Raw genomic sequence first — 22,887 nt, 5'->3', positions numbered from 1 at the left:
CATGTCTAGGAAAACACCGAGGGCCGCCGCACCTCGCAGGTGCGGCGGCCCATGTTTCACGTGAAACACCCCTGGCGGGCGATATGTCGCCAACTGGTCAGGCGTGCCGCCTAACCCGTCTGACCACCGAAGATGCCTCCTCCGTTGCCGTTGCCCCGGGTCGTCCCTCCGGTCCCGGTCGTATCCGTGACAGTGGGTGTCGGCGTGGTGCCTCCATCGGTGCCACCCGTGTCCGTGCCACCGGTGGTGTCGCACTTCCAGCCCCAGTTGTTACATGTCTGGCTCGGAGTCGGTGTGGGCGACGGGGTCGTCCGGCTGGGGGACGGGGTCGGGGACGGGCTCTGCGTCTGGCTCTGGGTGACCGAGGGAGTCGGCTTCGGGGTCGGGTCGGCGTTGATCACCTCGCCGATGGGCTCCGGTGTCGGGAAGCTCATCACCGGCGCGCCCTGCAGCGCCTCGGCCATGTAGTCGTGCCAGATCTCGGCCGGGAACGAGGCACCGTGGATCTTCTCCTGGCCACCCGTTCCGTACATCTCCAGGAACGTCCTCGCCTTGTTGTTCGCGTTGTCGTCCAGGCGAAACATGCTGATCGCGGTGGACAGCTGGGGCGTGTAGCCGACGAACCAGGCGGACTTGTTTCCGTCCGTGGTACCGGTCTTACCGGCCACCTCACGGCCGGGCAGCTGAGCGTTGGTACCCGTACCCTTCTCGACCACTGTCCTCAGGACGTCGGTGACGTTGTCCGCCACCTTCGGCTCGAAGACCTTCTTGGGCTGCGCCTCGTGCTTGTAGATCTCCCCGTCCTTGCTCTCGACCTTGGTCACCGAGTACGGGTCGTTCTGCTTCCCGCTGGCGGCGAAGGTGGCATAGGCACCGGCCATGCGGATCGCGCTCGGGTCGGAGGTTCCGATCGAGAACGACGGGTAGTTGGCGCTGGCGAGGCTGCCCTTCAGGATGCCCGCGTCCAGCGCGGTCTCCTTGACCTTGTCCAGGCCGACGTCCATGCCGAGCTGGACGTAGGCGGAGTTGACCGAGTACTGCATGGCCTCACGCAGGTCGATCTTGTAGGTCGGCGGGTTGACAGACTCGTTGCCGTCGTTGGTCTGGAGCCACTCCTTGCCGTCCTTGTCCGTCCAGACCGATCTGTCGTAGTTCCTGATCTTGAGCTTGTTCTGTCCGCTGTAGAAGCTCCTGGGGGATACCTGCGTGCGCTCGTCCTGAGCCTGCTCCGGCCCCAGGTCGGGGTTCCGCACGCCCCACTTCATGGCCGCCGCCAGGACGAACGGCTTGAACGTCGAGCCCACCTGGGCACCGGTGGCGTCGGCGTTGTCGGTGAAGTGCTTGGTCGCGTCCTCACCGCCGTAGATCGCCTTGATGGCTCCCGACGTCGGGTCCACCGAGGCGCCGCCGAACTGGACGTGGGTGTCGGTCTTCGGACGCTGCTTGGGCTTGATGTTCGCCTTCTGGACGTTCGTGACCGCAGTCTCGAGCGCCTTGACCTTCTTCTTGTCGAAGGTCGTGTAGATCCGGTACCCGCCCTGCTGCAGCTTGTCCGCGGTGACGTGGGTCTTGTCGCTGTTGTTGACCAGGTAGGACTTGGCGAGGTCGACCAGATAACCGATCTGGCCGCTGAGCCGGCTGTTCGACCGCGGGTTCTGCCAGTTGGGAAGGGTCCTGTACTTGGCCCGGGTCGCGGCGTCGAGGTGGTGGTACTCGACCATCTTGTCGAGGGTGTCCTGCATCTGGGCCAGAGCACGCTTCTGGTTCGCCTGGGGAGTGGCCGACTGGTCGAGCGAGGTCGCGCCCGCCGGGTCGTAGTACGTGGCGCCCTTCAGCATCGCCGCCAGGAAGGCGCACTGCCCCGCGTCCAGGTCCTTGGCATCCTTGTTGAAGTAGGCGCGGGAAGCCGCCTGGAGACCGTAGGCGCCGCGACCGAAATAGGCCGAGTTGAGGTACCCGGCCATGATGTTTTCCTTCTTGACGGTGGCGCCCACCTTGATCGCGACGAAGATCTCCTTGAACTTGCGGGAGACAGTCTGCGACTGGTCGTCCAGCATGGCGTTCTTGACGTACTGCTGGGTGATCGTCGAACCACCCTGCGTCTGACCGCCACGGGCCATGTTGAAGACGGCGCGCGCGATGCCCTTCGGGTCCACGCCGCTGTCGGTCTCGAAGGTCTTGTTCTCCTGCGAGATGACGGCGTAGCGCATCGCCTTGGGGATGTCGGCGTAATTGATGATCTGGCGGTTGACCTCACCGCCGGTGGCGACCATCACCGAACCGTCGGACCAGTAGTAGACGTTGTTCTGCGCCTGCGCGGTCTTCGCCACGTCGGGCACGTCCACCATCGCGTACCCGATGCCCGCCACCGCCACCAGGCTTCCGATGAAGCCGATGAACAGGCCCGACACGAGCTTCCAGGAGGGGACCCAGCGCCGCCATCCGTACTTCTCGGCCCTCGGGTAGTCGATGATCCGCTTCTTTCCGGGTGCCGCCGTGGCACGGCCCCTGCCGCGTCCGGGTCCGGTCGGGCCGCTCGGGCCACCGCGTCGGCCACCCGGGCCTGCGTTGTCGGCCGCTCTGCGGCGGCTGCCTCTCTGCGCGGCCCGACGGGCCTCGGCTCGGCTGCCGTAGGCGCGCTCTTCACCCCCCGAGCCGGCAGAGCCCGTCCCATAGGAACTGGACCCATAGGAGTCGGCAGGAGACCCGGTGGCGCCTCGCGGTGCCGCGCGGCGGCCGGAGGACGAGCCGGGCTGGCCGCGTCGGGCCGCGGCACGTCCGCCTCCCTGCGGCTGCGGCGGTTTGCGACGGTGCTCGCTCATCGAACGATTACTCCTCGGGCAGGCGCACCCTTGCGCGCCTGGAACGGCGGCTGATTTCCGGTCCCCCCGGAATACGGATGTGGTCGGTCCTGCATTCACCCGTACTGCACCGGGGACAACGACGCTCCCCGGGCGCCACTTGGTTCCCGGTGGTCTGCATGCCGCACAGACTACGCACCGCCAAAACCCCCCGAGCTCCGAAGTTCACCCCAAAACAGGCAACCTGCATCGTATGAATCGGTGATGTGATCCCGTTCACCGCCGTCCCCCTTGTCGCTCGCGGACGGCCGTTCTATCGTCTGGATGTATCGAGTCGATACATCAGCGCGAGATAATGACGCTGAGAGGCACTGCGAGACCCGCGGGACCGACCCGCGCGGGCCGAGAGGAGGCGATCATGAGCCGGCGTTCCGGCATCCTCGAGTTCGCCGTACTCGGCCTGCTTCGTGAGTCCCCGATGCACGGGTACGAGCTGCGCAAACGACTCAACACGTCTCTGGGTGTGTTCCGTGCGTTCAGCTACGGGACGCTGTATCCCTGCCTCAAGACGCTGGTCACCAACGGCTGGTTGATCGAGGAACCCGGAAGCACCCATGAGGACGCACTCGCCGCTCCCCTCGCCGGACGCCGCGCCAAGATCGTCTATCGGTTGACGGCGGAAGGTAAGGAGCACTTCGAGGAGCTGCTCTCGCAGACCGGCCCCGACGCGTACGAGGACGAGCACTTCGCCGCACGGTTCGCCTTCTTCGGGCAGACGTCGCGCGATGTGCGCATGCGCGTGCTGGAAGGCCGGCGCAGCCGCCTCGAGGAGCGCCTGGAGAAGATGCGCGCCTCACTGGCACGCACACGCGAGCGCCTCGACGACTACACACTCGAGCTCCAGCGCCACGGGATGGAGTCCGTGGAGCGCGAAGTGCGCTGGCTGAACGAGCTCATCGAGAGCGAGCGGGCCGGGCGGGACCTGAGGGGTTCCGCGTCCGGGGGGTCCGCTCAGCAGGACACCACCAATGGAGCGACGGGCGGCCTGCCCTGTCCCGGGGAAACCCCCCGGACGGATACGCCCGGCGACACCGCCACGTGAGTCCCAGTCAGGGCCTCACTCGTACACACAGGGAGCAACCGGAATGGGTTCGGTTCGCGTAGCCATCGTCGGCGTGGGCAACTGCGCCGCGTCGCTGGTGCAGGGAGTCGAGTACTACAAGGACGCCGACCCGGCGTCGAAGGTCCCCGGCCTGATGCACGTGCAGTTCGGTGACTACCACGTGCGCGACGTCGAGTTCGTCGCCGCGTTCGACGTGGACGCCAAGAAGGTCGGCCTCGACCTCGCGGACGCGATCGGCGCCTCCGAGAACAACACCATCAAGATCTGCGACGTGCCCTCCACCGGTGTCACCGTGCAGCGCGGCCACACCCTCGACGGTCTCGGCAAGTACTACCGCCAGACCATCGAGGAGTCCGACGCCGAGCCGGTCGACGTCGTCCAGGTCCTGAAGGACAAGCAGGTCGACGTTCTGGTCTGCTACCTGCCCGTGGGCTCCGAGGACGCGGCGAAGTTCTACGCCCAGTGCGCCATCGACGCCAAGGTCGCCTTCGTCAACGCCCTCCCGGTCTTCATCGCCGGCACCAAGGAGTGGGCGGACAAGTTCACCGAGGCCGGTGTGCCGATCGTCGGTGACGACATCAAGTCCCAGGTCGGCGCCACCATCACGCACCGTGTGATGGCGAAGCTGTTCGAGGACCGGGGTGTCATCCTGGACCGCACGATGCAGCTGAACGTCGGCGGCAACATGGACTTCAAGAACATGCTCGAGCGCGAGCGCCTGGAGTCCAAGAAGATCTCCAAGACGCAGGCCGTCACCTCCCAGATCCCCGACCGGGACCTCGGCGAGAAGAACGTCCACATCGGCCCGTCCGACTACGTGGCCTGGCTGGACGACCGCAAGTGGGCCTACGTCCGCCTCGAGGGCCGTGCCTTCGGTGACGTCCCGCTGAACCTGGAGTACAAGCTCGAGGTCTGGGACTCCCCGAACTCCGCGGGTGTCATCATCGACGCCCTGCGTGCCGCGAAGATCGCCAAGGACCGTGGCATCGGTGGCCCGATCCTGTCGGCGTCCTCGTACTTCATGAAGTCCCCGCCGGTCCAGTACTTCGACGACGAGGCCCGCGAGAACGTCGAGAAGTTCATCCGCGGCGAGGTCGAGCGCTAACTCGCCCTCACCCGGTGGTCCGAGCGGCCACCGCTCGCACCAGAACGCTCCTGCCAGGGCTGTGAAGGTCCCCGGGTTCCCTGACCCGGGGACCTTCCGCATGTGTGAGGCTGTGCCCCATGCCCGTCGTCCGTGACCTGCGCGTCCTGCTACGTCTGCGGTACTTCCGACGCCTGCTGTACATCCGACTCCTGTCCCAGGGCGCCGACGGCGTCTACCAGGTCGCGCTCGCCGCGTACGTCGTCTTCTCCCCCGAGAAGCAGACCTCGGCCGCCGCGATCGCCTCGGCGATGGCGGTCCTGCTGCTGCCCTACTCGCTGGCGGGCCCCTTCGCGGGCGTGCTGCTGGACCGCTGGCGGCGTCGGCAGGTCTTCGTGTACGGCAATCTGCTGCGCGCCCTGTTGGCCGCCGCCACCGCCGTACTCATGGTCAGCCACGTTCCGGACTGGCTGTTCTACGTCTCCGCGCTGTGCGTCACGGCCGTCAACCGCTTCATCCTCGCCGGACTCTCCGCGGCCCTGCCCCGGGTCGTCGACACCGAGCGCCTGGTGCTGGCGAACTCGCTCTCCCCGACGGCGGGGACTCTCGCAGCGACCGCCGGCGGCGGCCTGGCCTTCGCCGTCCGGCTCGTGGCCTCGGGTTCCGATGCCGCGGTGGTGCTGCTCGGCGCCTTCCTGTACCTGTGTGCGGGCCTCACATCCCTGAGCCTGGCTCCCGCGCTCCTCGGCCCCGACCTGCGTCCGGCCCAGCCGCAGCTGCGGACCGCACTCTCCACCACCGCCCGTGATCTCCTCGCCGCCGTCCGGCATCTCGCCGCTCCCTCACGCAGGGAAGCGGCCTGGGCCCTGGTCTCCATGACGCTGATGCGCTTCTGCTACGGGGCGCTTCTCGTCATGCTGCTCATGCTGTGCCGGTACGCACTGTCGACCAGCCCGGACGACGGGCTGCGGCTACTGGGTCTGGCGCTGGCCGTGTCGGGGGCGGGCTTTTTCGCGGCGGCCGTGGTGACACCCTGGGCGGCCGGACGGCTCGGCCCCGGCCGCTGGATCGCGGTGTGCGCCGGTGCCGCCGCCCTGCTGGAACCCGCACTCGGTCTGCCGTTCGCCACGGTCCCGCTGCTGACCGCCGCGTTCCTGCTGGGTCTGATCACCCAGGGCGCCAAGATCTCCACCGACACGGTTGTCCAGGCGTCGGTCGACGACGGCTTTCGCGGCCGGATCTTCTCCCTGTACGACGTCCTCTTCAATGTCGCCTTCGTCGGCGCCGCCGCGGTGGCCGCGCTGATGCTTCCACCGGACGGCCGCTCTGCTGTGCTCGTGGTTCTCGTCGCCTTGATCTACGGCACAGTCGCCGGGGCCATGGCTCGCATCGAGCGGCAGTGAGGACATGAAGGGGGCGATGTTTCACGTGAAACATCGCCCCGACTGACTGGCGGGTCATGTTTCACGTGAAACATGACCCTGCCGCCCGGCTCAGCCCTGCGCGGCCCACCACTCCTTGAGAGCGGCCACCGCCGCGTCGTGCTCCATCGGCCCGTGCTCCAGGCGCAGCTCCAGCATGTGCTTGTACGCCTTGCCGATGACCGGGCCAGGGCCGACGCCCAGGATCTCCATGATCTGGTTGCCGTCGAGGTCCGGTCGGATAGCGTCCAGCTCCTCCTGCTCCTGCAGCTGCGCGATGCGATCTTCCAGGCCGTCGTAAGCCCGGGACAGCGCGGCCGCCTTCCGCTTGTTGCGGGTGGTGCAGTCGGAGCGGGTCAGCTTGTGCAGACGGTCCAGCAGGGGACCGGCGTCACGGACGTAACGACGGACCGCCGAGTCGGTCCACTCACCGGTGCCGTAGCCGTGGAACCGCAGGTGAAGTTCGACCAGCCGCGCGACGTCCTTCACCAGCTCGTTGGAGTATTTCAAGGCGGTCATGCGCTTCTTCGTCATCTTGGCGCCGACGACCTCGTGGTGGTGGAACGAGACCCGGCCGTCCTTCTCGAAGCGGCGCGTGCGCGGCTTGCCGATGTCGTGCAGCAGCGCAGCCAGGCGGAGCGTGAGGTCGGGACCGTTCTGCTCCAGCGCGATCGCCTGCTCGAGGACGATCAGCGTGTGCTCGTAGACGTCCTTGTGCCGGTGGTGTTCATCACTCTCCAGCCGCAGCGCCGGCAGCTCGGGCAGTACGTGGTCGGCGAGGCCGGTCTCGGCGAGGAGGGTCAGGCCCTTGCGCGGGTGCGTGGACAGCACCAGCTTGTTCAGTTCGTCCCGGACCCGCTCGGCGGAGACGATCTCGATCCGCCCGGACATCTCCGTCATGGCGGTGACGACCTCGGGGGCCACCACGAAGTCCAGCTGTGCGGCGAACCGGGCAGCCCGCATCATCCGCAGCGGGTCGTCCGAGAACGACTCCTCGGGCGTGCCCGGCGTACGCAGCACGCGTGCCGCGAGGTCCTCCAGGCCACCGTGCGGGTCGATGAACTCCTTCTGCGGCAGGGCCACGGCCATCGCGTTGACCGTGAAATCGCGGCGGACCAGATCCTCCTCGATGGAGTGGCCGTACGACACCTCCGGCTTGCGCGAGGTGCGGTCGTACGCCTCCGACCGGTAGGTGGTGATCTCGATCTGGTAGCCGCCCTTGTGCGCGCCGACGGTACCGAAGGCGATCCCCACCTCCCACACGGCATCCGCCCAGGGCCGGACGATCTTCAGTACGTCCTCGGGGCGGGCGTCGGTGGTGAAGTCCAGGTCGTTCCCGAGCCGGCCGAGCAGCGCGTCGCGGACCGATCCGCCGACCAGGGCGAGTGAGAACCCGGCCTCCTGGAATCGGCGGGCAAGGTCGTCGGCGACGGGGGCCACCCGCAGCAGCTCGGTGACCGCGCGCTGCTGCGCCTGGCTCAGGGCAGAGGGAGTGTCTTCGTTCGGGTTCGGCACAACAGAAGAGGGTACGTGCCCCGGCGACCGAGGGGCGCGCCGATTCAGGCCCTGGACGAGCCGGGGACGCCGCCTTCGCCGGGGCATGGGACGGCTCCCGGCATACCCGCGCAACCGCTGCTCTTGCGGCGTACGGCCGCTCTCCACTCGATACTGGATATAGAGGACGGGCCGCGGTCTGAGGTCGATCTTGTGACGGAGACCGCGGCACTTCCACTCCGCGCGCATCGTTACCATGCGTGGACGCACATTCCGACGACCACTGATACGACGAGGGACGGGCGAGCGCGTGGCCGAGGCGGCTGACTTCCAGGGGACCAGTGCCTCACCTGCCCGCCGGTGGCTGCGGCGCACCGGAGCGGTGTTCGCCGGGGTGCCCCTGCTGGCGGGTCTGCTGCAGCTGCCCGCCGCGAGCCCCGCTCAGGCCGCCTCCACGGACACGGTGGCCGTGGCCCTGGACTCGCTCACCCCCAGTGCCCCGACGGACGGCGACACGCTCACCGTGTCGGGCACGGTGACCAACAACGGCAAGCAGGCCGTCACCGGCGCCCATGTGGATCTGCGGATCGGGCCGATGCTGAACACCCGCTCGGCCATCGATGCCATCGCGCAGCGCTCCGACGACCCACAGGGCGGTACGGGCTCCGAGGTCGGCGACAAGTACGCGCAGAAGTTCCCCAAGCTGTCCCCCGGCGTGGCGCAGCACTTCAGCATCTCCGTCCCGGTGGACAAGCTGAACCTGGGCGAGGACGGCGTCTACGAGTTCGGGGTCTCCGCCTCCGGCCAGACCGCCGCCCAGCCCTGGGACCGGATGCTCGGCATCCAGAAGACGTTCCTGCCGTGGCAGCCGTCCGATGCCGACACCAAGACGAAGACGACGTTCCTGTGGCCGCTGCTCTCCACGGTCCACATGACCGCCAAGACCGGCGCCGGTGAACTGCAGACGCCGGTGTTCCTCAACGACGACCTGGCCAAGGAGCTCGCGCCGGGCGGCCGGCTGGCCCAGATGGTGACCCTCGGCAAGGACCTCGACGTCACCTGGGTGATCGACCCGGACCTGCTGGCCTCCGTGGACGCCATGGCGACCGGCAACTACCGGCTCCCGGGTGACAAGGGCACCACCACGCCGGGCCCCCGGGATCACCAGGCGATCGCCAAGCAATGGCTGGCGAACCTGCAGAAGGCGGTGGCGGGCAAGGAGGTCGTCGCCCTGCCCTTCGCCGACCCCGACCTGGCCTCGCTCGCTCACAACGGCACCAGCGTCGCCGGCTCGCTCAGCCACCTCAAGGACGCCACCGACGTCGCCGCCACGACCGTCAAGACCGTGCTCCACGTCACGCCGAGCACGGACTTCGCCTGGCCCGTGGACGGCGCCGTGGACCGATCGATCATGAAGGTCGCGACCTCCGCCGGTGCCGATCGGGTGATCGCCCGCAGCGACAGCCTCCAGGAGACCGCCGGGCTGCCGTACACGCCCTCCGCCGCCCGCCCGGTCGGCGGCGGCACCACGGCGGTGGTCGCCGACGCGCGGCTGTCCAGGGCCTTCGAGGGCAATCTGAGCAAGGCGGACTCCGCCACGCGCGCCGTGCAGCAGTTCCTGGCCCAGAGCCTCGAGGTGAACGCGCAGACGGACAACCAGCGCAGCATCGTCGTCGCCCCGCAGCGCATGCCCACGGCAAGCCAGGCACAGGCGATGGCGGCAGCGGTGAAGGCGCTCCAGGGCGGCACCTGGAACCAGTCCCAGGACCTCGCCGCGGCGGCCAAGGACAAGCCCGACCCGAACGCCACCACGCGCATCCCGTCGACGTCCGCCTACCCCTCCTCGTTGCGCAGGCAGGAGCTGCCGGGCTCGGCGTTCGGGCAGGTCGCCCGCACCCAGGAGAAGCTCGACAACTTCCAGGTGATCCTCACCGACCAGTCCCGGGTCGTCACGCCGTTCGGGCGGGCCATAAACCGTGAGATGTCCACGTCGTGGCGCGGCCGGAGTGGCGCGGCGGGCGGCTACCGGGGCGGCGTCGAGGCGTGGCTCGACGAGCTGACTCACGAGGTCAAGCTGATCGACAAGTCGGAGACCAAGCTCTCCGGCCGCAGCGTCACCATCCCGGTGACCGTCCAGAACAACCTCGTCCAGCCCGTCGGCCACCTGGTCCTGCGCCTCACCTCGACCATGCCGACCCGTCTGAAGATCGGCGGCAAGGCCTACTCCGAGCAGCGCGTCGAGGTCTCGGGCGGGCACAGCCAGTCCGTGAAGTTCACCACCTCGGCCAACGCCAACGGCCGGGTCGGGCTGATCGCCCAGCTGTACACCGAGGACGGTCAGGAGTACGGCGACCCCGTCAGCTTCGATGTGAAGGTCACGGAGGTCACTCCCACGGTGATGCTGGTCATCGGCGGCGGTGTGCTCCTCCTTGTCCTCGCAGGCTTCCGGATGTACACCCAGCGCAAGCGCGCGACCTCGCGTCAGGCCGAGGAGGACGGCCCCGGCACTGCGGGGGAGGACACCGACGAGCCGGGGAACCCCGAAGCGCCCGCGGACCGTCTCCCGGAGGAGCCGGAGGAATCCGGTCCCGCCTCCGGGGCAGGCGACCCGGAGCAGCCGAGTGACCCTGCACCGGACACCGCACCGGAAAACGCCGACCCGTCCGGGACGGGTGAGAGAGTGGACCGTTGAGCGATGTCGTGGCCGGTGGGCCCGGGACGATGAGGTGGGGTAAGCATGAACGCGCCGTACGACGGTGACCGCGGCCATGGCGCGGCCGACTCGGGCTACCCCGAGCCGCCGTCCGAGCCCGGCCAGGTGCCGCCGCAGCACGCTGCGGACATGTACCTCCAGGACGCCTACGACCAGGACCCCTACCGGGCTCAGGACCTGACCGCTCAGGATCCGGTCGCCGAGGCGCTCTACGACCGTGCCGCGCACCCGCCGCCGCCTCCGGGCAGCTACGAGCAGCAGCAGCCGCTGTACGCCCCGCCCGCCCAGTCGCCGTACGCCCCCGACCCGCGCGTGTGGGCGCGGACCCCGGCCCCCGAGCCGGACGGCGCCGCCCCGTACATGCCGTACGGCGACGACCCCCGTACGACGCAGTTCGTGGGTGTGGACGACCTGGTCACGCACTCCGGCGAGGAGTACCACGAGCCGGACGCCTTCGCGCACCTCTTCAAGGACCAGCAGCAGAGCGGCGGGCACACGCCGATGGACCCCCCGGGCGCGCCGACCGCTGCCCCGGGCATCGGCTACGGCCCCGCGGGCCAGTACCCCTCGGTGCAGGGGCAGGGACCGCAGCAGGCCGCCTCGTACGCCGCGGCCTCCTACCCGGCGGCCTCCGGGAACCCCGCGCCGCCCCCGGTGCCCGCACCGGCGGCGGCGCCCGATCCCGCCGGCCCGTCCGGCACGGCGGAGACCGCGGCCTCCGCGGCACCGGCGAAAAAGGGCGGCAAGGCCGCGGGCCTGCTGAAGTCCAGTGCCGTGATGGCGGCGGGCACCATGGTCTCCCGCCTCACCGGTTTCGTCCGCTCCGCACTGATCGTCTCGGCGCTCGGGCTGGGCTTCCTCGGCGACTCCTTCCAGGTCGCCTACCAGCTGCCGACCATGATCTACATCCTCACCGTCGGTGGCGGCCTCAACTCCGTCTTCGTGCCCCAGCTGGTGCGGGCGATGAAGGAGGACGACGACGGCGGCGAGGCCTTCGCCAACCGGCTGCTCACTCTGGTGATGGTGGCCCTGGCCGCACTGACCGGTCTCGCCATGTTCGCGGCGCCGCTGCTGGTGCGGATGCTGTCCAACCCGGTGGCGACCAACCCGGCGGCCAACGACGTCGCGGTCACCTTCACCCGCTACTTCCTGCCCTCGATCTTCTTCATGGGCGTCCATGTGGTGATGGGTCAGATCCTCAACGCCCGCGGGAAGTTCGGCGCGATGATGTGGACCCCGGTCCTGAACAACATCGTCATCATCGTGACGCTCGGCATGTTCATCTGGGTCTACGGCACCTCCGCCAACTCCCACATGGCGGTCACGAACATCCCGCCGGAGGGCCAGCGCCTGCTCGGCGTCGGCGTGCTGCTCGGTCTGGTCGTCCAGGCGCTGGCGATGATCCCGTACCTGCGCGAGACGGGCTTCCGGATCCGGCTCCGGTTCGACTGGAGGGGCCACGGCCTGGGCAAGGCCGCGATGCTCGCCAAGTGGACGGTCATGTTCGTCCTCGCCAACCAGGCCGGCGCCATGATCGTCACCCAGCTGTCCACGGCGGCGGGCAAGGACGCCGGCGTCGCCGGCACCGGCTTCGCGGCCTACGCCAACGCCCAGCTGATCTGGGGCCTGCCGCAGGCCATCATCACGGTCTCCCTGATGGCCGCCCTGCTGCCGCGCATCTCACGCTCGGCCGCCGAGGGCGACGGAGGCGCGGTTCGCGACGACATCTCCCAGGGCCTGCGGACCACCGCCGTGGCCATCGTTCCGATCGCCTTCGGCTTCCTCGCGCTCGGCATCCCGATGTGCACGCTGATCTTCGGCTCCTCGGGCACCGGCGAAGCGACCAACATGGGCTACATGCTGATGGCCTTCGGCCTCGGCCTGATCCCGTACTCGGTGCAGTACGTCGTCCTGCGCGCCTTCTACGCCTACGAAGACACCCGCACGCCCTTCTACAACACCGTCATCGTCGCCGGCGTCAACGCGGGCGCCTCGGCGCTCTGCTACTTCCTGCTGCCGGCCCGCTGGGCCGTCGCCGGTATGGCCGCCGCCTACGGCCTCGCCTACGCGATCGGCGTGGGGGTCGCCTGGCGGCGGCTGCGCAAGCGGCTCAACGGCGACCTGGACGGGGCCAGGGTGCTGCGTACGTACGCGCGTCTGTGCATCGCCTCGGTGCCGGCGGCCCTGCTCAGCGGCGCGGCCTGCTACGGCATCGGGCACACGCTCGGACAGGGTGTCGTCGGCTCCTTCGCCGCACTGATCGCCGGCGGTGCCGTCCTGCTCGGTATCTTCTTCGTCGCCGCCCGCCGGATGCGCATCGAGGAACTCAACTCGCTCGTGGGGATGGTCCGCGGGCGTCTGGGTCGCTGAGGCGGGGGTAGGCGCACAACCATCGTCGGCAGCTGTGTGTCGTGCATAGCGGCAGACTGTGGGCACAATTGGTTTCGGCGTCGGACAGCGCGCAACGGATGGGGAGGCAGGGACGACGGTGGCGGAACGGAGCACAGCTGCCGTCGACGTGGCAGACAACAGCGGTGAGCAGCCGCTGACCGCCAAGGCGGACCAGTCCACGGCCGACGGGGTGGCCAAGAACCCGGAGCGGGACACGGACAGCGACGAGGCACAGGTGAGTGGCGGGACCGAGGGTTCCGTGAAGAAGGCCTCGCCTCCCGAACTGCACAGCGGTCACAAGCTCGCCAGACGCTACCGGCTGGAGGAGTGCGTCACCCGTCTGGACGGATTCAGCAGTTGGCGTGCGGTCGACGAGAAACTCCGTCGTGCCGTCGGCGTCCACGTGCTGCCCGCAGACCATGCCCGGGCCCGTTCGGTCCTGGCCGCCGCCCGCTCCTCCGCGCTGCTCGGCGACCCGCGCTTCGTCCAGGTCCTCGACGCCGTCGAGGAGAACGACCTCGTCTACGTCGTACACGAGTGGCTGCCCGATGCCACGGAACTGACCACGCTGCTCGCGGCCGGACCCCTGGAGCCGCACGACGCCTACCAGATGGTCAGTCAGATCGCCTCGGCCATGGCCGCCGCCCATCGCGAGGGCCTGGCCCATCTGCGTCTGAACCCCAACGCGGTCCTGCGCACCTCGTCCGGCCAGTGGCGCATCCGCGGCCTCGCCGTGAACGCCGCGCTGCGCGGCATCAGCTCCGACACCCCGCAGCGCACGGACACCGAGGCGATCGGCGCCCTGCTGTACGCGGCGTTGACCCAGCGTTGGCCGTACGAGAACGACGCGTACGGCCTGTCCGGGCTGCCCAAGGACGTCGGTCTCATCGCTCCGGACCAGGTGCGGGCCGGGATCCACCGCGGCCTGTCCGAGTTGACCATGCGCGCCCTCGTCAACGACGGCGCCACCGCGTCCCGGCACGAGGCTCCGTGCACCACGCCGGAGGAGCTGGTGAAGGCGATCGGCGAGATGCCGCGCATCCGGCCGCCGGAGCCGGCGTTCACGGCACCACCGGAGTACCAGCGCACCACCTACCAACAGGGCACGTACGGCCGTCCCACACCGCCCGGCACCTCCCAGCCGATCGCACCGCCGCCGCCCCCGCTGCAGAGCCGCACCGGCAAGGCCCTGAAGTGGGCGGTGTCGGCGCTCCTCATCGCCGCCCTCGGCCTCGGCAGCTGGCAACTGGCGGACGCGCTGATGGACCACACCAAGTCGGACGACACCCACAAGAGCCAGGAGACGAACGACGGCGACAAGAGCGCCGCGAAGCCGAAGCCGCAACCCATAAAGATCCAGAACAGCCAGGAGTTCGTCGCCGACGGCGCTCCCCAGAACTCCGGCGCCGAGCCCAAGACCTACGACAACGACCCGTCGACGTACTGGAAGACCAAGAGTTTCATCGAGGGTCCACCGATCGCGCCGTACAAGCCGGGCGTCGGCATCGTGTACGACCTCGGCTCGGCGAAGAAGCTCAGCACCGCCACCCTCGACCTGCGTTACGGCGGTGACCACACGACGGTCGAGCTGTACGCTGCGGACTCGCTGACGCCGGCGTCGCTGGACTCCATGACGAAGATCGGCAGCGTCACGACCACGGGCACCACCGCCACGGTGAAGGTGACCAAGTCGGTCAAGACGCAGTACGTCCTCGTCTGGCTGACGGCCGTGCCGAACTCGGGCTACGACTCCACCCTGTACAGCAGGGCCGGCTGGAAGCAGGCCATCGGCGAAGTGAAGTTCACGGGCTGACGTCTCACCCGGACCGGAGGGGGCAGATGGCGGAGGACGCCGGATACGGCGGAGTGAGCGACAAGGATCTGCTCGCCCGCCATGTGGAAGGCGATCCCGATGCCTTCGGTGAGATCGTGCGACGGCATCGGGACCGGCTCTGGGCTGTCGCCCTGCGTACGCTCGGGGACCGCGAGGAAGCCGCTGACGCCGTCCAGGACGCGCTGGTGTCAGCCTATCGGGCCGCCCACACCTTCCGGGGGCAGTCGGCCGTCACGACATGGCTGCACCGCATCACGGTGAACGCGTGCCTCGACCGTGCCCGTAAGGCGGCCTCACGGAAGACCGCTCCGGTCGACGACACCGAACGGCTGGAGCAGCTGCTGGAGCCGCACGAGTCGGCCTCTGCACCGGCCGAACGCAACGACGTACAGCGCCAGCTCTTCGAAGCGCTCGGCACGCTTCCCCATGATCAGCGGGCTGCTCTGGTCCTCGTGGACATGCAGGGGTATCCGGTCGCCGAAGCAGCTCGCATCCTCGATGTGCCCACAGGGACGGTGAAGAGCCGGTGCGCCCGGGGAAGGGCGCGGCTGCTGCCCCTCCTCACTCATCTACGGCCCGAGAGCGCCGGAGGCGGAAAAGAACCCGGCGCGGGACGGAACCGGATGCAGGGGACATCCGTCCCACCGGCGACGGAGTCTCCGAGCAGAGGCCCCGGGGACACCGGACCGAGTGATTCAGCCGTAGTGAAGGGCGGAGGTGGGCGAGCGTGACTTCCACGACGGACACGGCCGGGCACCCGGACGTCGAGGAGATCTCCGACCTCACCGAAGGCCTCCTCCCCCCGGACCGCAGCGCGGACGTACGGCGCCATCTGGATGCCTGCGAGCTGTGCGCGGACGTCCATGCCTCGCTGGAGGAGATCCGGGGGCTGCTGGGCACCGTATCGGGAGCGGAACGTATGCCGGCCGATGTGGCCGGTCGTATCGACGCTGCCCTCGCTGCCGAAGCACTGCTGAGCGCCACTGCTCCTGAGACGGGGGAGCCGCAGTCCTCCCTCCACGAAAGCATGCATGTTTCACGTGAAACATCGCTCCCCTCCGACCGGCCGGCCGGACGTCCGCAGGCGGCGACCGGGCCCGGTCGCCGGGGCCGGCGTCGCAGGCGTGTGGTTCTGGGGGCTGTCCTCACTGCCGCAGTGCTGGGGGCGGGGTCCCTCGTGCTGCAGTCGCTCGGTGACCACTCCTCCGACACCACCGCGCACGCAAAGCCGACTCCTTCGGTGGGTCCCTTCTCCGGCACCAGCCTGCAGAGCCAGGTGAAGGGGCTGCTCGCCACCCAGAGCCAGCCCCAGCGGGGTACCACGCAGCGGCCCCGGTCGGGTATCGAGGACCAGCAGAACACCCCGGGATCCAGCGAGAGCGCGAACACCCTGATCCAGAGGAGCGCCGCCGTTCCTGACTGCGTCCGACGGACGCTCCCCCGGGGAGACGATGTCCTGGGCGCCAAGACGGGAACGTACGACGGTAAGTCCGCCTATCTGGTCGTGGTGCCCGATACCGACGACAACGCCCGCGTCACGGCCTACATCGTCGACGCGTCCTGCGTCCGTCAGCAGTCCGCCTCTGCCGGCAAGGTCCTCCTGAAACACTCCTACGCCCGGCACTGAGTCTGCTGGACCGCGCTGTCAGTCACCCCCGTGCGTGTGCCCGGACACAACGGGAATGCGCGCCCCGTAGGATCCGTTGGGTGGGGTGAGAGTCCTGAAAGGGACTCCCATCCGGTCGACTGACGCAGACCAGAGACGAGGAATCAAGCCGTGAGCGACGTCCGTAACGTGATCATCATCGGCTCCGGGCCCGCAGGCTACACGGCGGCGCTCTACACCGCCCGTGCCTCGCTGAAGCCCCTGGTGTTCGAGGGTGCCGTCACCGCGGGTGGTGCCCTGATGAACACCACCGAGGTGGAGAACTTCCCGGGCTTCCGCGACGGCATCATGGGCCCTGAGCTCATGGACAACATGCGGGCGCAGGCTGAGCGCTTCGGTGCCGAGCTCATCCCGGACGACGTCGTCTCCGTCGACCTGAGCGGTGAGATCAAGACCGTCACCGACACCGCCGGCACCGTCCACCAGGCGAAGGCCGTCATCGTCACCACCGGCTCGCAGCACCGCAAGCTGGGCCTGCCGAACGAGGACGCCCTGTCCGGCCGGGGTGTCTCCTGGTGTGCCACCTGCGACGGGTTCTTCTTCAAGGACCAGGACATCGCCGTGATCGGCGGCGGTGACACCGCGATGGAGGAGGCGACCTTCCTCTCGCGGTTCGCCAAGTCCGTGACGATCGTGCACCGCCGGGACACGCTGCGCGCCTCCAAGGCGATGCAGGAGCGTGCCTTCGGTGACCCGAAGATCAAGTTCGTCTGGGACAGCGAGGTCGCCGAGGTCCAGGGCGACCAGAAGCTCTCCGGCCTGAAGCTGCGCAACGTCAAGACCGGCGAGCTGTCCGACCTGCCCGTGACGGGCCTGTTCATCGCGATCGGCCACGATCCGCGCACCGAGCTGTTCAAGGGCCAGCTGGACCTGGACGAGGAGGGCTACCTGAAGGTCGCCTCCCCCTCCACCCGCACCAACGTGACCGGTGTCTTCGCCGCCGGTGACGTGGTCGACCACACGTACCGCCAGGCGATCACCGCGGCCGGCACCGGCTGCTCTGCGGCCCTGGACGCCGAGCGGTTCCTCTCTGCCCTCGCGGACGAGGACAAGGCGGAGCCCGAGAAGTCCGCCGCCGTCTGATCTTCCCCGTTCCCCGCCCCACCGTACGATCAAGGTAAGGAGCCCGCTGTGGCCGGCACCCTGAAGCATGTGACCGACGACTCCTTCGAGCAGGACGTCCTCAAGAGCGACAAGCCCGTCCTGGTGGACTTCTGGGCCGACTGGTGCGGCCCCTGCCGCCAGATCGCTCCGTCCCTCGAGGCGATCGCCGCCGAGCACGGCGGCAAGATCGAGATCGTCAAGCTGAACATCGACGAGAACCCGGGTACGGCGGCCAAGTACGGCGTCATGTCCATCCCGACCCTGAACGTCTACCAGGGCGGGGAGGTCGTCAAGACGATCGTCGGCGCCAAGCCGAAGGCCGCGCTCGTCCGCGACCTCGAAGAGTTCATCGCTGAGTGACGTTTCACGTGAAACACGAATGGGCCAACCCGCCTGGGTTGGCCCATTCGCTTATGTCCCTCCGCTGACACCAGCTACAGCGGCCTGAGTGCCGGTTCCTTCTGGACCGCCCCGAGAAGCCGGTCCAGCGCCATCTCCACGTCTTCCTTCCAGGAGAGCGTCGACCGCAGCTCCAGCCGCAGCCGGGGATGCGTCGGGTGCTGTCGGACCGTCTTGAAGCCCACGGCCAGAAGATGGTCTGCGGGCAGCAGACAGGCGGGCTCTTTCCAGCGGGCGTCGCCGAAGGCCTCGATCGCCTTGAAGCCCCGGCGCAGCAGATCCTTGGCGACCGTCTGCACCAGCACTCGGCCCAGCCCCTGCCCCTGATAGCCGGGCATGACGAAGGCCGTCATCAGCTGGACGGCGTCCGGCGACACCGGGCTCGTAGGGAAGGCCGTGGAGCGCGGGACGTAGGCCGGAGGAGCGTAGAGCACGAACCCCACCGGCACGTCGTCCACATACACGAGCCGACCGCATGAGCCCCAGTCCAGCAGGACGGCGGAGATCCAGGCTTCCTTCTGCAGGGCGGACCTGCCCGCCTTCACCGCCGCTTCGCCGCTGACAGGGTCCAGCTCCCAGAAGACACACGAGCGACAGCGCTGGGGAAGGTCCTGAAGGTTGTCCAGCGTGAGCGGCACGAGCCGACGCCCCATGAAGGATCTTCCTCGCTTCCCTCGCCCGTCGCATCGCGGGCTGCGCTCAGAGCGCTTCGCTCCCTGAGCAGGCTGCCGACGAATCCGCCGACCGCTCCCAGGCTCAGGCCCGCGCTCACCAGTCCGGTGCGGCTCATCGATCGCATGGCCCCCGTCTCCCCACTCAGAGATCCAGATGCTGTCCGGTGGATGCGCCATACCCGTTCGCATCGTATCCACGTTGAGATTCGCTCGATACCGCCTCAAAGCAAAGAGCGGACCGTGTTCCGGTACACACCGGACACGGCCCGCTCCGTCACGGCCGCGTGGGATCGTCCGTGGCTCAGTCGCCGTGCTCCTCCGCCGCGCTCAGCACGTTCTCCGCGCCGTCCTCGAACTCCTGCTGCAGGACACGGCCCTCACCCGGAGCGAGGGTGCTCAGGATGCGCTCCAGGTCCTCCACGGACGCGAACTCGACGGTGATCTTGCCCTTCTTCTGCCCGAGGTCGACCTTCACCCGGGTCTCGAAGCGGTCCGACAGGCGGGTCGCCAGCTCGTTCAGTGCCGGGTTGAGCCGGGACCCGGCACGCGGGCCCTTGGATCGCTGAGGCTTCTGGGGCCGCGAGCCCATGAGGGTCACGATCTCCTCGACAGCCCGCACCGACAGCCCCTCGGCGACGATGCGATGGGCCAACCGGTCCTGCTCCTCCGAGTCCGCCACGGACAGCAGCGCCCGGGCGTGGCCTGCGGAGAGCACACCGGCAGCGACCCTCTTCTGCACCGTCGGCGACAGCTTCAGCAGACGCAGCGTGTTGGAGACCTGCGGACGGGAACGCCCGATCCGGTCGGCCAGCTGGTCATGGGTGCAGTTGAAGTCCTTCAGCAGCTGGTCATAGGCGGCCGCCTCTTCGATCGGGTTCAGCTGCGCCCGGTGCAGGTTCTCCAGCAGGGCGTCCAGGAGGAGCTTTTCGTCGTCCGTGGCCCGGACGATGGCCGGGATGGCCTCCAGGCCCGCCTCACGGCAGGCCCGCCAGCGCCGCTCACCCATGATCAACTCATAGCGGGCCGGTCCCAGCTGCCGCACCACGACGGGCTGCAGCAGACCGACCTCCTGGATGGAGGTCACCAGTTCCTGCAGCGCATCCTCGTCGAAGATGTCACGGGGCTGCCGGGGATTCGGCGTGATGTCGTCGAGGGGGATCTCGGCGAAGTGGGCACCCACCGGGGGCGCGGGCGTCTCCGCGACCAGGCTTGCCGAGGGCTCCTCGGTTTCATGTGAAACAGGCGGCAGGGTCGCCACCTTCGCCGCGGCGATTCCCCGGTCGCTCGTCAACACCGGAACGGCCGCGGGGGAGGCGGATACTCCTCCCCCCATCGCTGCCTGCGCCGGGGGCTTCTCGGCCGGGGTCGGGGCAGCGGGGATCAGTGCGCCGAGACCACGGCCCAGCCCCCTCCGTCGCTCGCTCACTGGATGCCCTCCACCATGCTCGGGTCGTTCTGGGCGCCGATATGGGCATGGCTCGCGTCGTAGCTGATGCCGATGCCTTTCAGCGCGATTTCTCGGGCCGCCTCCAGGTAGGAGAGGGCGCCGCTCGAACCTGGATCGTAAGTCAGCACCGTCTGCCCGTAACTCGGCGCCTCGGAGATACGGACCGAGCGGGGAATACTCGTCCGCAGCACCTCGTCGCCGAAGTGGGTGCGCACCTCGTCCGCGACCTGGGAGGCAAGGCGCGTCCGGCCGTCGTACATGGTGAGCAGGATGGTCGACACATGCAGCGTGGGGTTGAGGTGCCCCCGCACCAGATCGACGTTGCGCAGCAGCTGGCCCAGACCCTCCAGCGCGTAGTACTCGCACTGGATCGGGATGAGGACCTCCTGGCCGGCTACCAGGGCGTTGACGGTCAACAGGCCCAGCGACGGCGGACAGTCGATGAGGATGTAGTCCAGCGGCTGCTCGTACGCCTGGATCGCCCGCTGCAGCCGGCTCTCCCGGGCCACCAGGGACACCAACTCGATCTCCGCACCGGCGAGATCGATGGTGGCGGGGGCACAGAAGAGGCCTTCGACGTCAGGGACGGGCTGGACGACCTCGGCCAGGGGCTTGCTCTCCACCAGCACGTCATAGATGGAGGGGACTTCGGCGTGATGGTCGATCCCGAGCGCCGTGGACGCGTTGCCTTGCGGGTCGAGGTCGATCACCAGGACACGGCCGCCGTGCAGAGCCAGCGAAGCGGCAAGGTTGACGGTCGTCGTCGTCTTGCCCACGCCACCCTTCTGGTTGGCGACCACGATGACGCGGGTCTGCTCCGGTCGCGGAAGGCCTTCGCCGGCGCGGCCGAGAGCCTCGACCGCCAGTTGGGCCGCACGGCCGATCGGAGTGTCGTCCATCGGAGGCGGTGTTTCACGTGAAACATCCGCCCCCATCGACTCGGTACGGGGACCGGGGACCGGATCGGCCATCGGTCCCGCGATGTTGGCGTCGGACCGCACGGATTCACTCTCCTCGACTTCAGGCTCGCAATGAACAGAGCCTCCCATGTCTTCGGGGTCATGAACCAGTGAGGCCTGGTGTTCTGTGGAGAAATCCACCTCTGTGGACAACTCGGTACCCCTCCTAGGGGGTGGAGTCTCCCGAGTTTCGGGGTCCTCTCCCAGTGAGCCGAGAGGCTTCCGGTCGCGCGGTTCGGCCGCGGCCCGGCCGCGACTGATGATGCCGTGCAGCAGTGAGCGACGTTTCACGTGAAACACGATGCACAGCGTCGGCGGCCGGATCTCCGCGACACTCCGACTCGCGTGGGTTTGGAGGCTTGTGTGGAGTACGTCTCGTCGTCAGGACGGATCAGCGGCGCTCGAAGCGCCGCCGTCCCCGGTCATCCACGACGCCTGCGTGCCCGCCCTGTCCGTGCGGCCTTGGCACGCTTCGCCGCGAACCGCACACCGCCCGGGCTCTCGCCGACCTCGACCCGCACGACGGTGGACAGCGGATCCACGACGCCCTCACCCACATGCAGGATGGACGTCTCCACCGCACCGAGCTTGGCTAGTGCGGTCGCCGCTGCCTTCAGCTCCTCCTCGGCGGTATCGCCCTTGAGCGCGAGCATCTCGCCGTACGGGCGCAGCAGCGGGATCCCCCAGGTGGCCAGACGGTCCAGCGGCGCCACCGCACGGGCCGTCACCACATGCACCGGCGGCAGCTTGCCCATGACCTCCTCGGCACGCCCACGCACCACGGTGACATGATCCAGGCCGAGCAGCTCGACGACCTCGGTGAGGAAATTGGTGCGCCGCAGGAGCGGCTCCAGCAGGGTGATGTTCAGGTCGTCCCGGACCAGGGCCAGCGGGATACCAGGAAGCCCCGCGCCGGAACCGACGTCGCAGACCGTCACTCCCTCGGGGACCGCCTCCGAGAGCACCGCACAGTTCAGCAGGTGCCGCTCCCACAGGCGGGGTACTTCCCGCGGGCCGATCAGGCCACGCTGCACGCCTGCCTCGGCGAGCAGCTCCGCGTAGCGGACCGCATCGGCGAAGCGATCACCAAACACTTCCCGCGCCTGTTCGGGCGCGGGGGGAAGCTCCGCTGCCTCCGTCACGGGGACCGTCCTTCCGTACAGCGCCGGCGCTTCGCGCACCGGCCACCAGAACTACCAGGCTGACAAAGTTCGGCCCCGCCTGCTCTACAGACGGGGCCGGTGAAACGTGGGGTGCCGATCAGGCGGGCAGCACGACGACGAACCGCTGCGGCTCCTCGCCCTCGGACTCGCTGCGCAGTCCCGCGGCCTTGACCGCGTCGTGCACGACCTTGCGCTCGAACGGCGTCATCGGCTTCAGCTTGACGGGCTCGCCGGTGCTCTTCACCTCGGCGGCGGCCTTGGCGCCCAGCTCCGACAGCTCGGACCGCTTGTGGGCCCGGTATCCCGCGATGTCCAGCATCAGCCGGCTGCGGTCACCGGTCTCCCGGTGCACGGCCAGGCGCGTCAGCTCCTGCAGTGCCTCCAGCACCTCGCCGTCCCGGCCGACCAGCTTCTGCAGGTCACGGCTGCCGGTGTCGCTGATGATCGACACGGAGGCGCGATCGGCCTCGACATCCATGTCGATGTCGCCGTCGAGGTCGGCGATGTCCAGCAGACCCTCCAGGTAGTCCGCTGCGATCTCACCCTCCTGCTCCAGGCGGGTGAGGGTGTCTGCACCCTCGGCAGCGGCGGAGGTGGTGCCTTCCGTCACGGGA

General features: G+C 68.8%; 17 protein-coding genes. 10 read left to right on the top strand and 7 right to left on the bottom strand.

Features of this window, described 5'->3' with window-relative positions:
* Window positions 1-110 precede the first annotated feature (110 nt).
* Window positions 111-2,822, bottom strand: a complete 2,712-nt coding sequence (locus ACIHEJ_RS28675; RefSeq protein WP_400139788.1) for a transglycosylase domain-containing protein — start codon at window positions 2,820-2,822, stop codon at window positions 111-113.
* Between the two features lie 397 nt (window positions 2,823-3,219).
* Between ACIHEJ_RS28675 and ACIHEJ_RS28670 the strand changes: the two genes are divergently transcribed.
* The 3 genes from ACIHEJ_RS28670 (at window position 3,220) to ACIHEJ_RS28660 (ending at window position 6,411) form a co-directional block, all read left to right on the top strand.
* Window positions 3,220-3,903, top strand: a complete 684-nt coding sequence (locus ACIHEJ_RS28670; RefSeq protein WP_400139786.1) for a helix-turn-helix transcriptional regulator — start codon at window positions 3,220-3,222, stop codon at window positions 3,901-3,903.
* Window positions 3,904-3,946: 43 nt separating this feature from the next.
* Entirely contained in the window at window positions 3,947-5,029 is a 1,083-nt protein-coding gene (locus ACIHEJ_RS28665) for an inositol-3-phosphate synthase (protein WP_400139785.1), read from the top strand.
* A gap of 119 nt (window positions 5,030-5,148) precedes the next feature.
* A complete protein-coding gene (locus ACIHEJ_RS28660) occupies window positions 5,149-6,411 on the top strand; it encodes an MFS transporter (RefSeq protein WP_400139783.1) in 1,263 nt (420 codons plus the stop codon).
* Between the two features lie 90 nt (window positions 6,412-6,501).
* Here ACIHEJ_RS28660 and ACIHEJ_RS28655 read toward each other — a convergent pair whose 3' ends face one another.
* Window positions 6,502-7,944, bottom strand: a complete 1,443-nt coding sequence (locus tag ACIHEJ_RS28655) for a CCA tRNA nucleotidyltransferase (protein ID WP_400139781.1) — start codon at window positions 7,942-7,944, stop codon at window positions 6,502-6,504.
* A gap of 289 nt (window positions 7,945-8,233) precedes the next feature.
* Here ACIHEJ_RS28655 and ACIHEJ_RS28650 point away from each other — a divergent pair, with 289 nt between their 5' ends.
* From ACIHEJ_RS28650 to trxA, 7 genes are all read left to right on the top strand, one after another.
* Entirely contained in the window at window positions 8,234-10,615 is a 2,382-nt protein-coding gene (locus tag ACIHEJ_RS28650) for a DUF6049 family protein (RefSeq protein WP_400139779.1), read from the top strand.
* Between the two features lie 45 nt (window positions 10,616-10,660).
* Entirely contained in the window at window positions 10,661-13,006 is a 2,346-nt protein-coding gene (gene murJ, locus ACIHEJ_RS28645; RefSeq protein WP_400139777.1) for a murein biosynthesis integral membrane protein MurJ, read from the top strand.
* Between the two features lie 118 nt (window positions 13,007-13,124).
* A complete protein-coding gene (locus ACIHEJ_RS28640) occupies window positions 13,125-14,840 on the top strand; it encodes a protein kinase family protein (RefSeq protein ID WP_400139776.1) in 1,716 nt (571 codons plus the stop codon).
* A gap of 26 nt (window positions 14,841-14,866) precedes the next feature.
* Window positions 14,867-15,592 carry an RNA polymerase sigma factor SigM gene (sigM, locus tag ACIHEJ_RS28635; RefSeq protein ID WP_400139774.1) on the top strand — a complete coding sequence of 242 codons (726 nt, stop codon included), beginning with the start codon at window positions 14,867-14,869 and terminating at the stop codon, window positions 15,590-15,592.
* Entirely contained in the window at window positions 15,589-16,488 is a 900-nt protein-coding gene (locus ACIHEJ_RS28630) for an anti-sigma factor family protein (RefSeq protein WP_400139772.1), read from the top strand. The genes sigM and ACIHEJ_RS28630 overlap by 4 nt, the downstream gene beginning before the upstream one ends.
* 150 nt (window positions 16,489-16,638) lie before the next feature.
* On the top strand, window positions 16,639-17,610 hold the full coding sequence (gene trxB / locus ACIHEJ_RS28625; protein ID WP_400139771.1) for a thioredoxin-disulfide reductase: 972 nt from the start codon (window positions 16,639-16,641) through the stop codon (window positions 17,608-17,610).
* Between the two features lie 48 nt (window positions 17,611-17,658).
* Window positions 17,659-17,991, top strand: a complete 333-nt coding sequence (trxA, locus tag ACIHEJ_RS28620; protein ID WP_366010329.1) for a thioredoxin — start codon at window positions 17,659-17,661, stop codon at window positions 17,989-17,991.
* A 74-nt stretch (window positions 17,992-18,065) separates the two neighbouring features.
* On the opposite strand, the gene ACIHEJ_RS28615 is transcribed toward trxA, so the two are convergent.
* The 5 genes from ACIHEJ_RS28615 to ACIHEJ_RS28595 form a co-directional block, all read right to left on the bottom strand.
* Entirely contained in the window at window positions 18,066-18,683 is a 618-nt protein-coding gene (locus tag ACIHEJ_RS28615; RefSeq protein WP_400139769.1) for a GNAT family N-acetyltransferase, read from the bottom strand.
* A 322-nt stretch (window positions 18,684-19,005) separates the two neighbouring features.
* The gene (locus ACIHEJ_RS28610) at window positions 19,006-20,130 is read right to left on the bottom strand and encodes a ParB/RepB/Spo0J family partition protein (protein ID WP_400139767.1); all 1,125 of its coding nucleotides are present in this window, start codon (window positions 20,128-20,130) and stop codon (window positions 19,006-19,008) included.
* On the bottom strand, window positions 20,127-21,200 hold the full coding sequence (locus tag ACIHEJ_RS28605; protein ID WP_400139962.1) for a ParA family protein: 1,074 nt from the start codon (window positions 21,198-21,200) through the stop codon (window positions 20,127-20,129). Before ACIHEJ_RS28605 ends, ACIHEJ_RS28610 begins: the two co-directional genes overlap by 4 nt.
* Window positions 21,201-21,532: 332 nt before the next feature.
* Window positions 21,533-22,252, bottom strand: a complete 720-nt coding sequence (gene rsmG, locus ACIHEJ_RS28600; protein ID WP_400139765.1) for a 16S rRNA (guanine(527)-N(7))-methyltransferase RsmG — start codon at window positions 22,250-22,252, stop codon at window positions 21,533-21,535.
* Between the two features lie 118 nt (window positions 22,253-22,370).
* The gene (locus ACIHEJ_RS28595) at window positions 22,371-22,883 is read right to left on the bottom strand and encodes a protein jag (protein WP_400139763.1); all 513 of its coding nucleotides are present in this window, start codon (window positions 22,881-22,883) and stop codon (window positions 22,371-22,373) included.
* Between the last annotated feature and the right edge of the window lie 4 nt (window positions 22,884-22,887).

The organism is Streptomyces sp. NPDC052301, from assembly GCF_044593395.1.
GTDB lineage: Bacteria > Actinomycetota > Actinomycetes > Streptomycetales > Streptomycetaceae > Streptomyces.
Note: the sequence above shows the minus strand (reverse complement) of the source record. Positions and strands in the feature narration are given on the sequence as shown.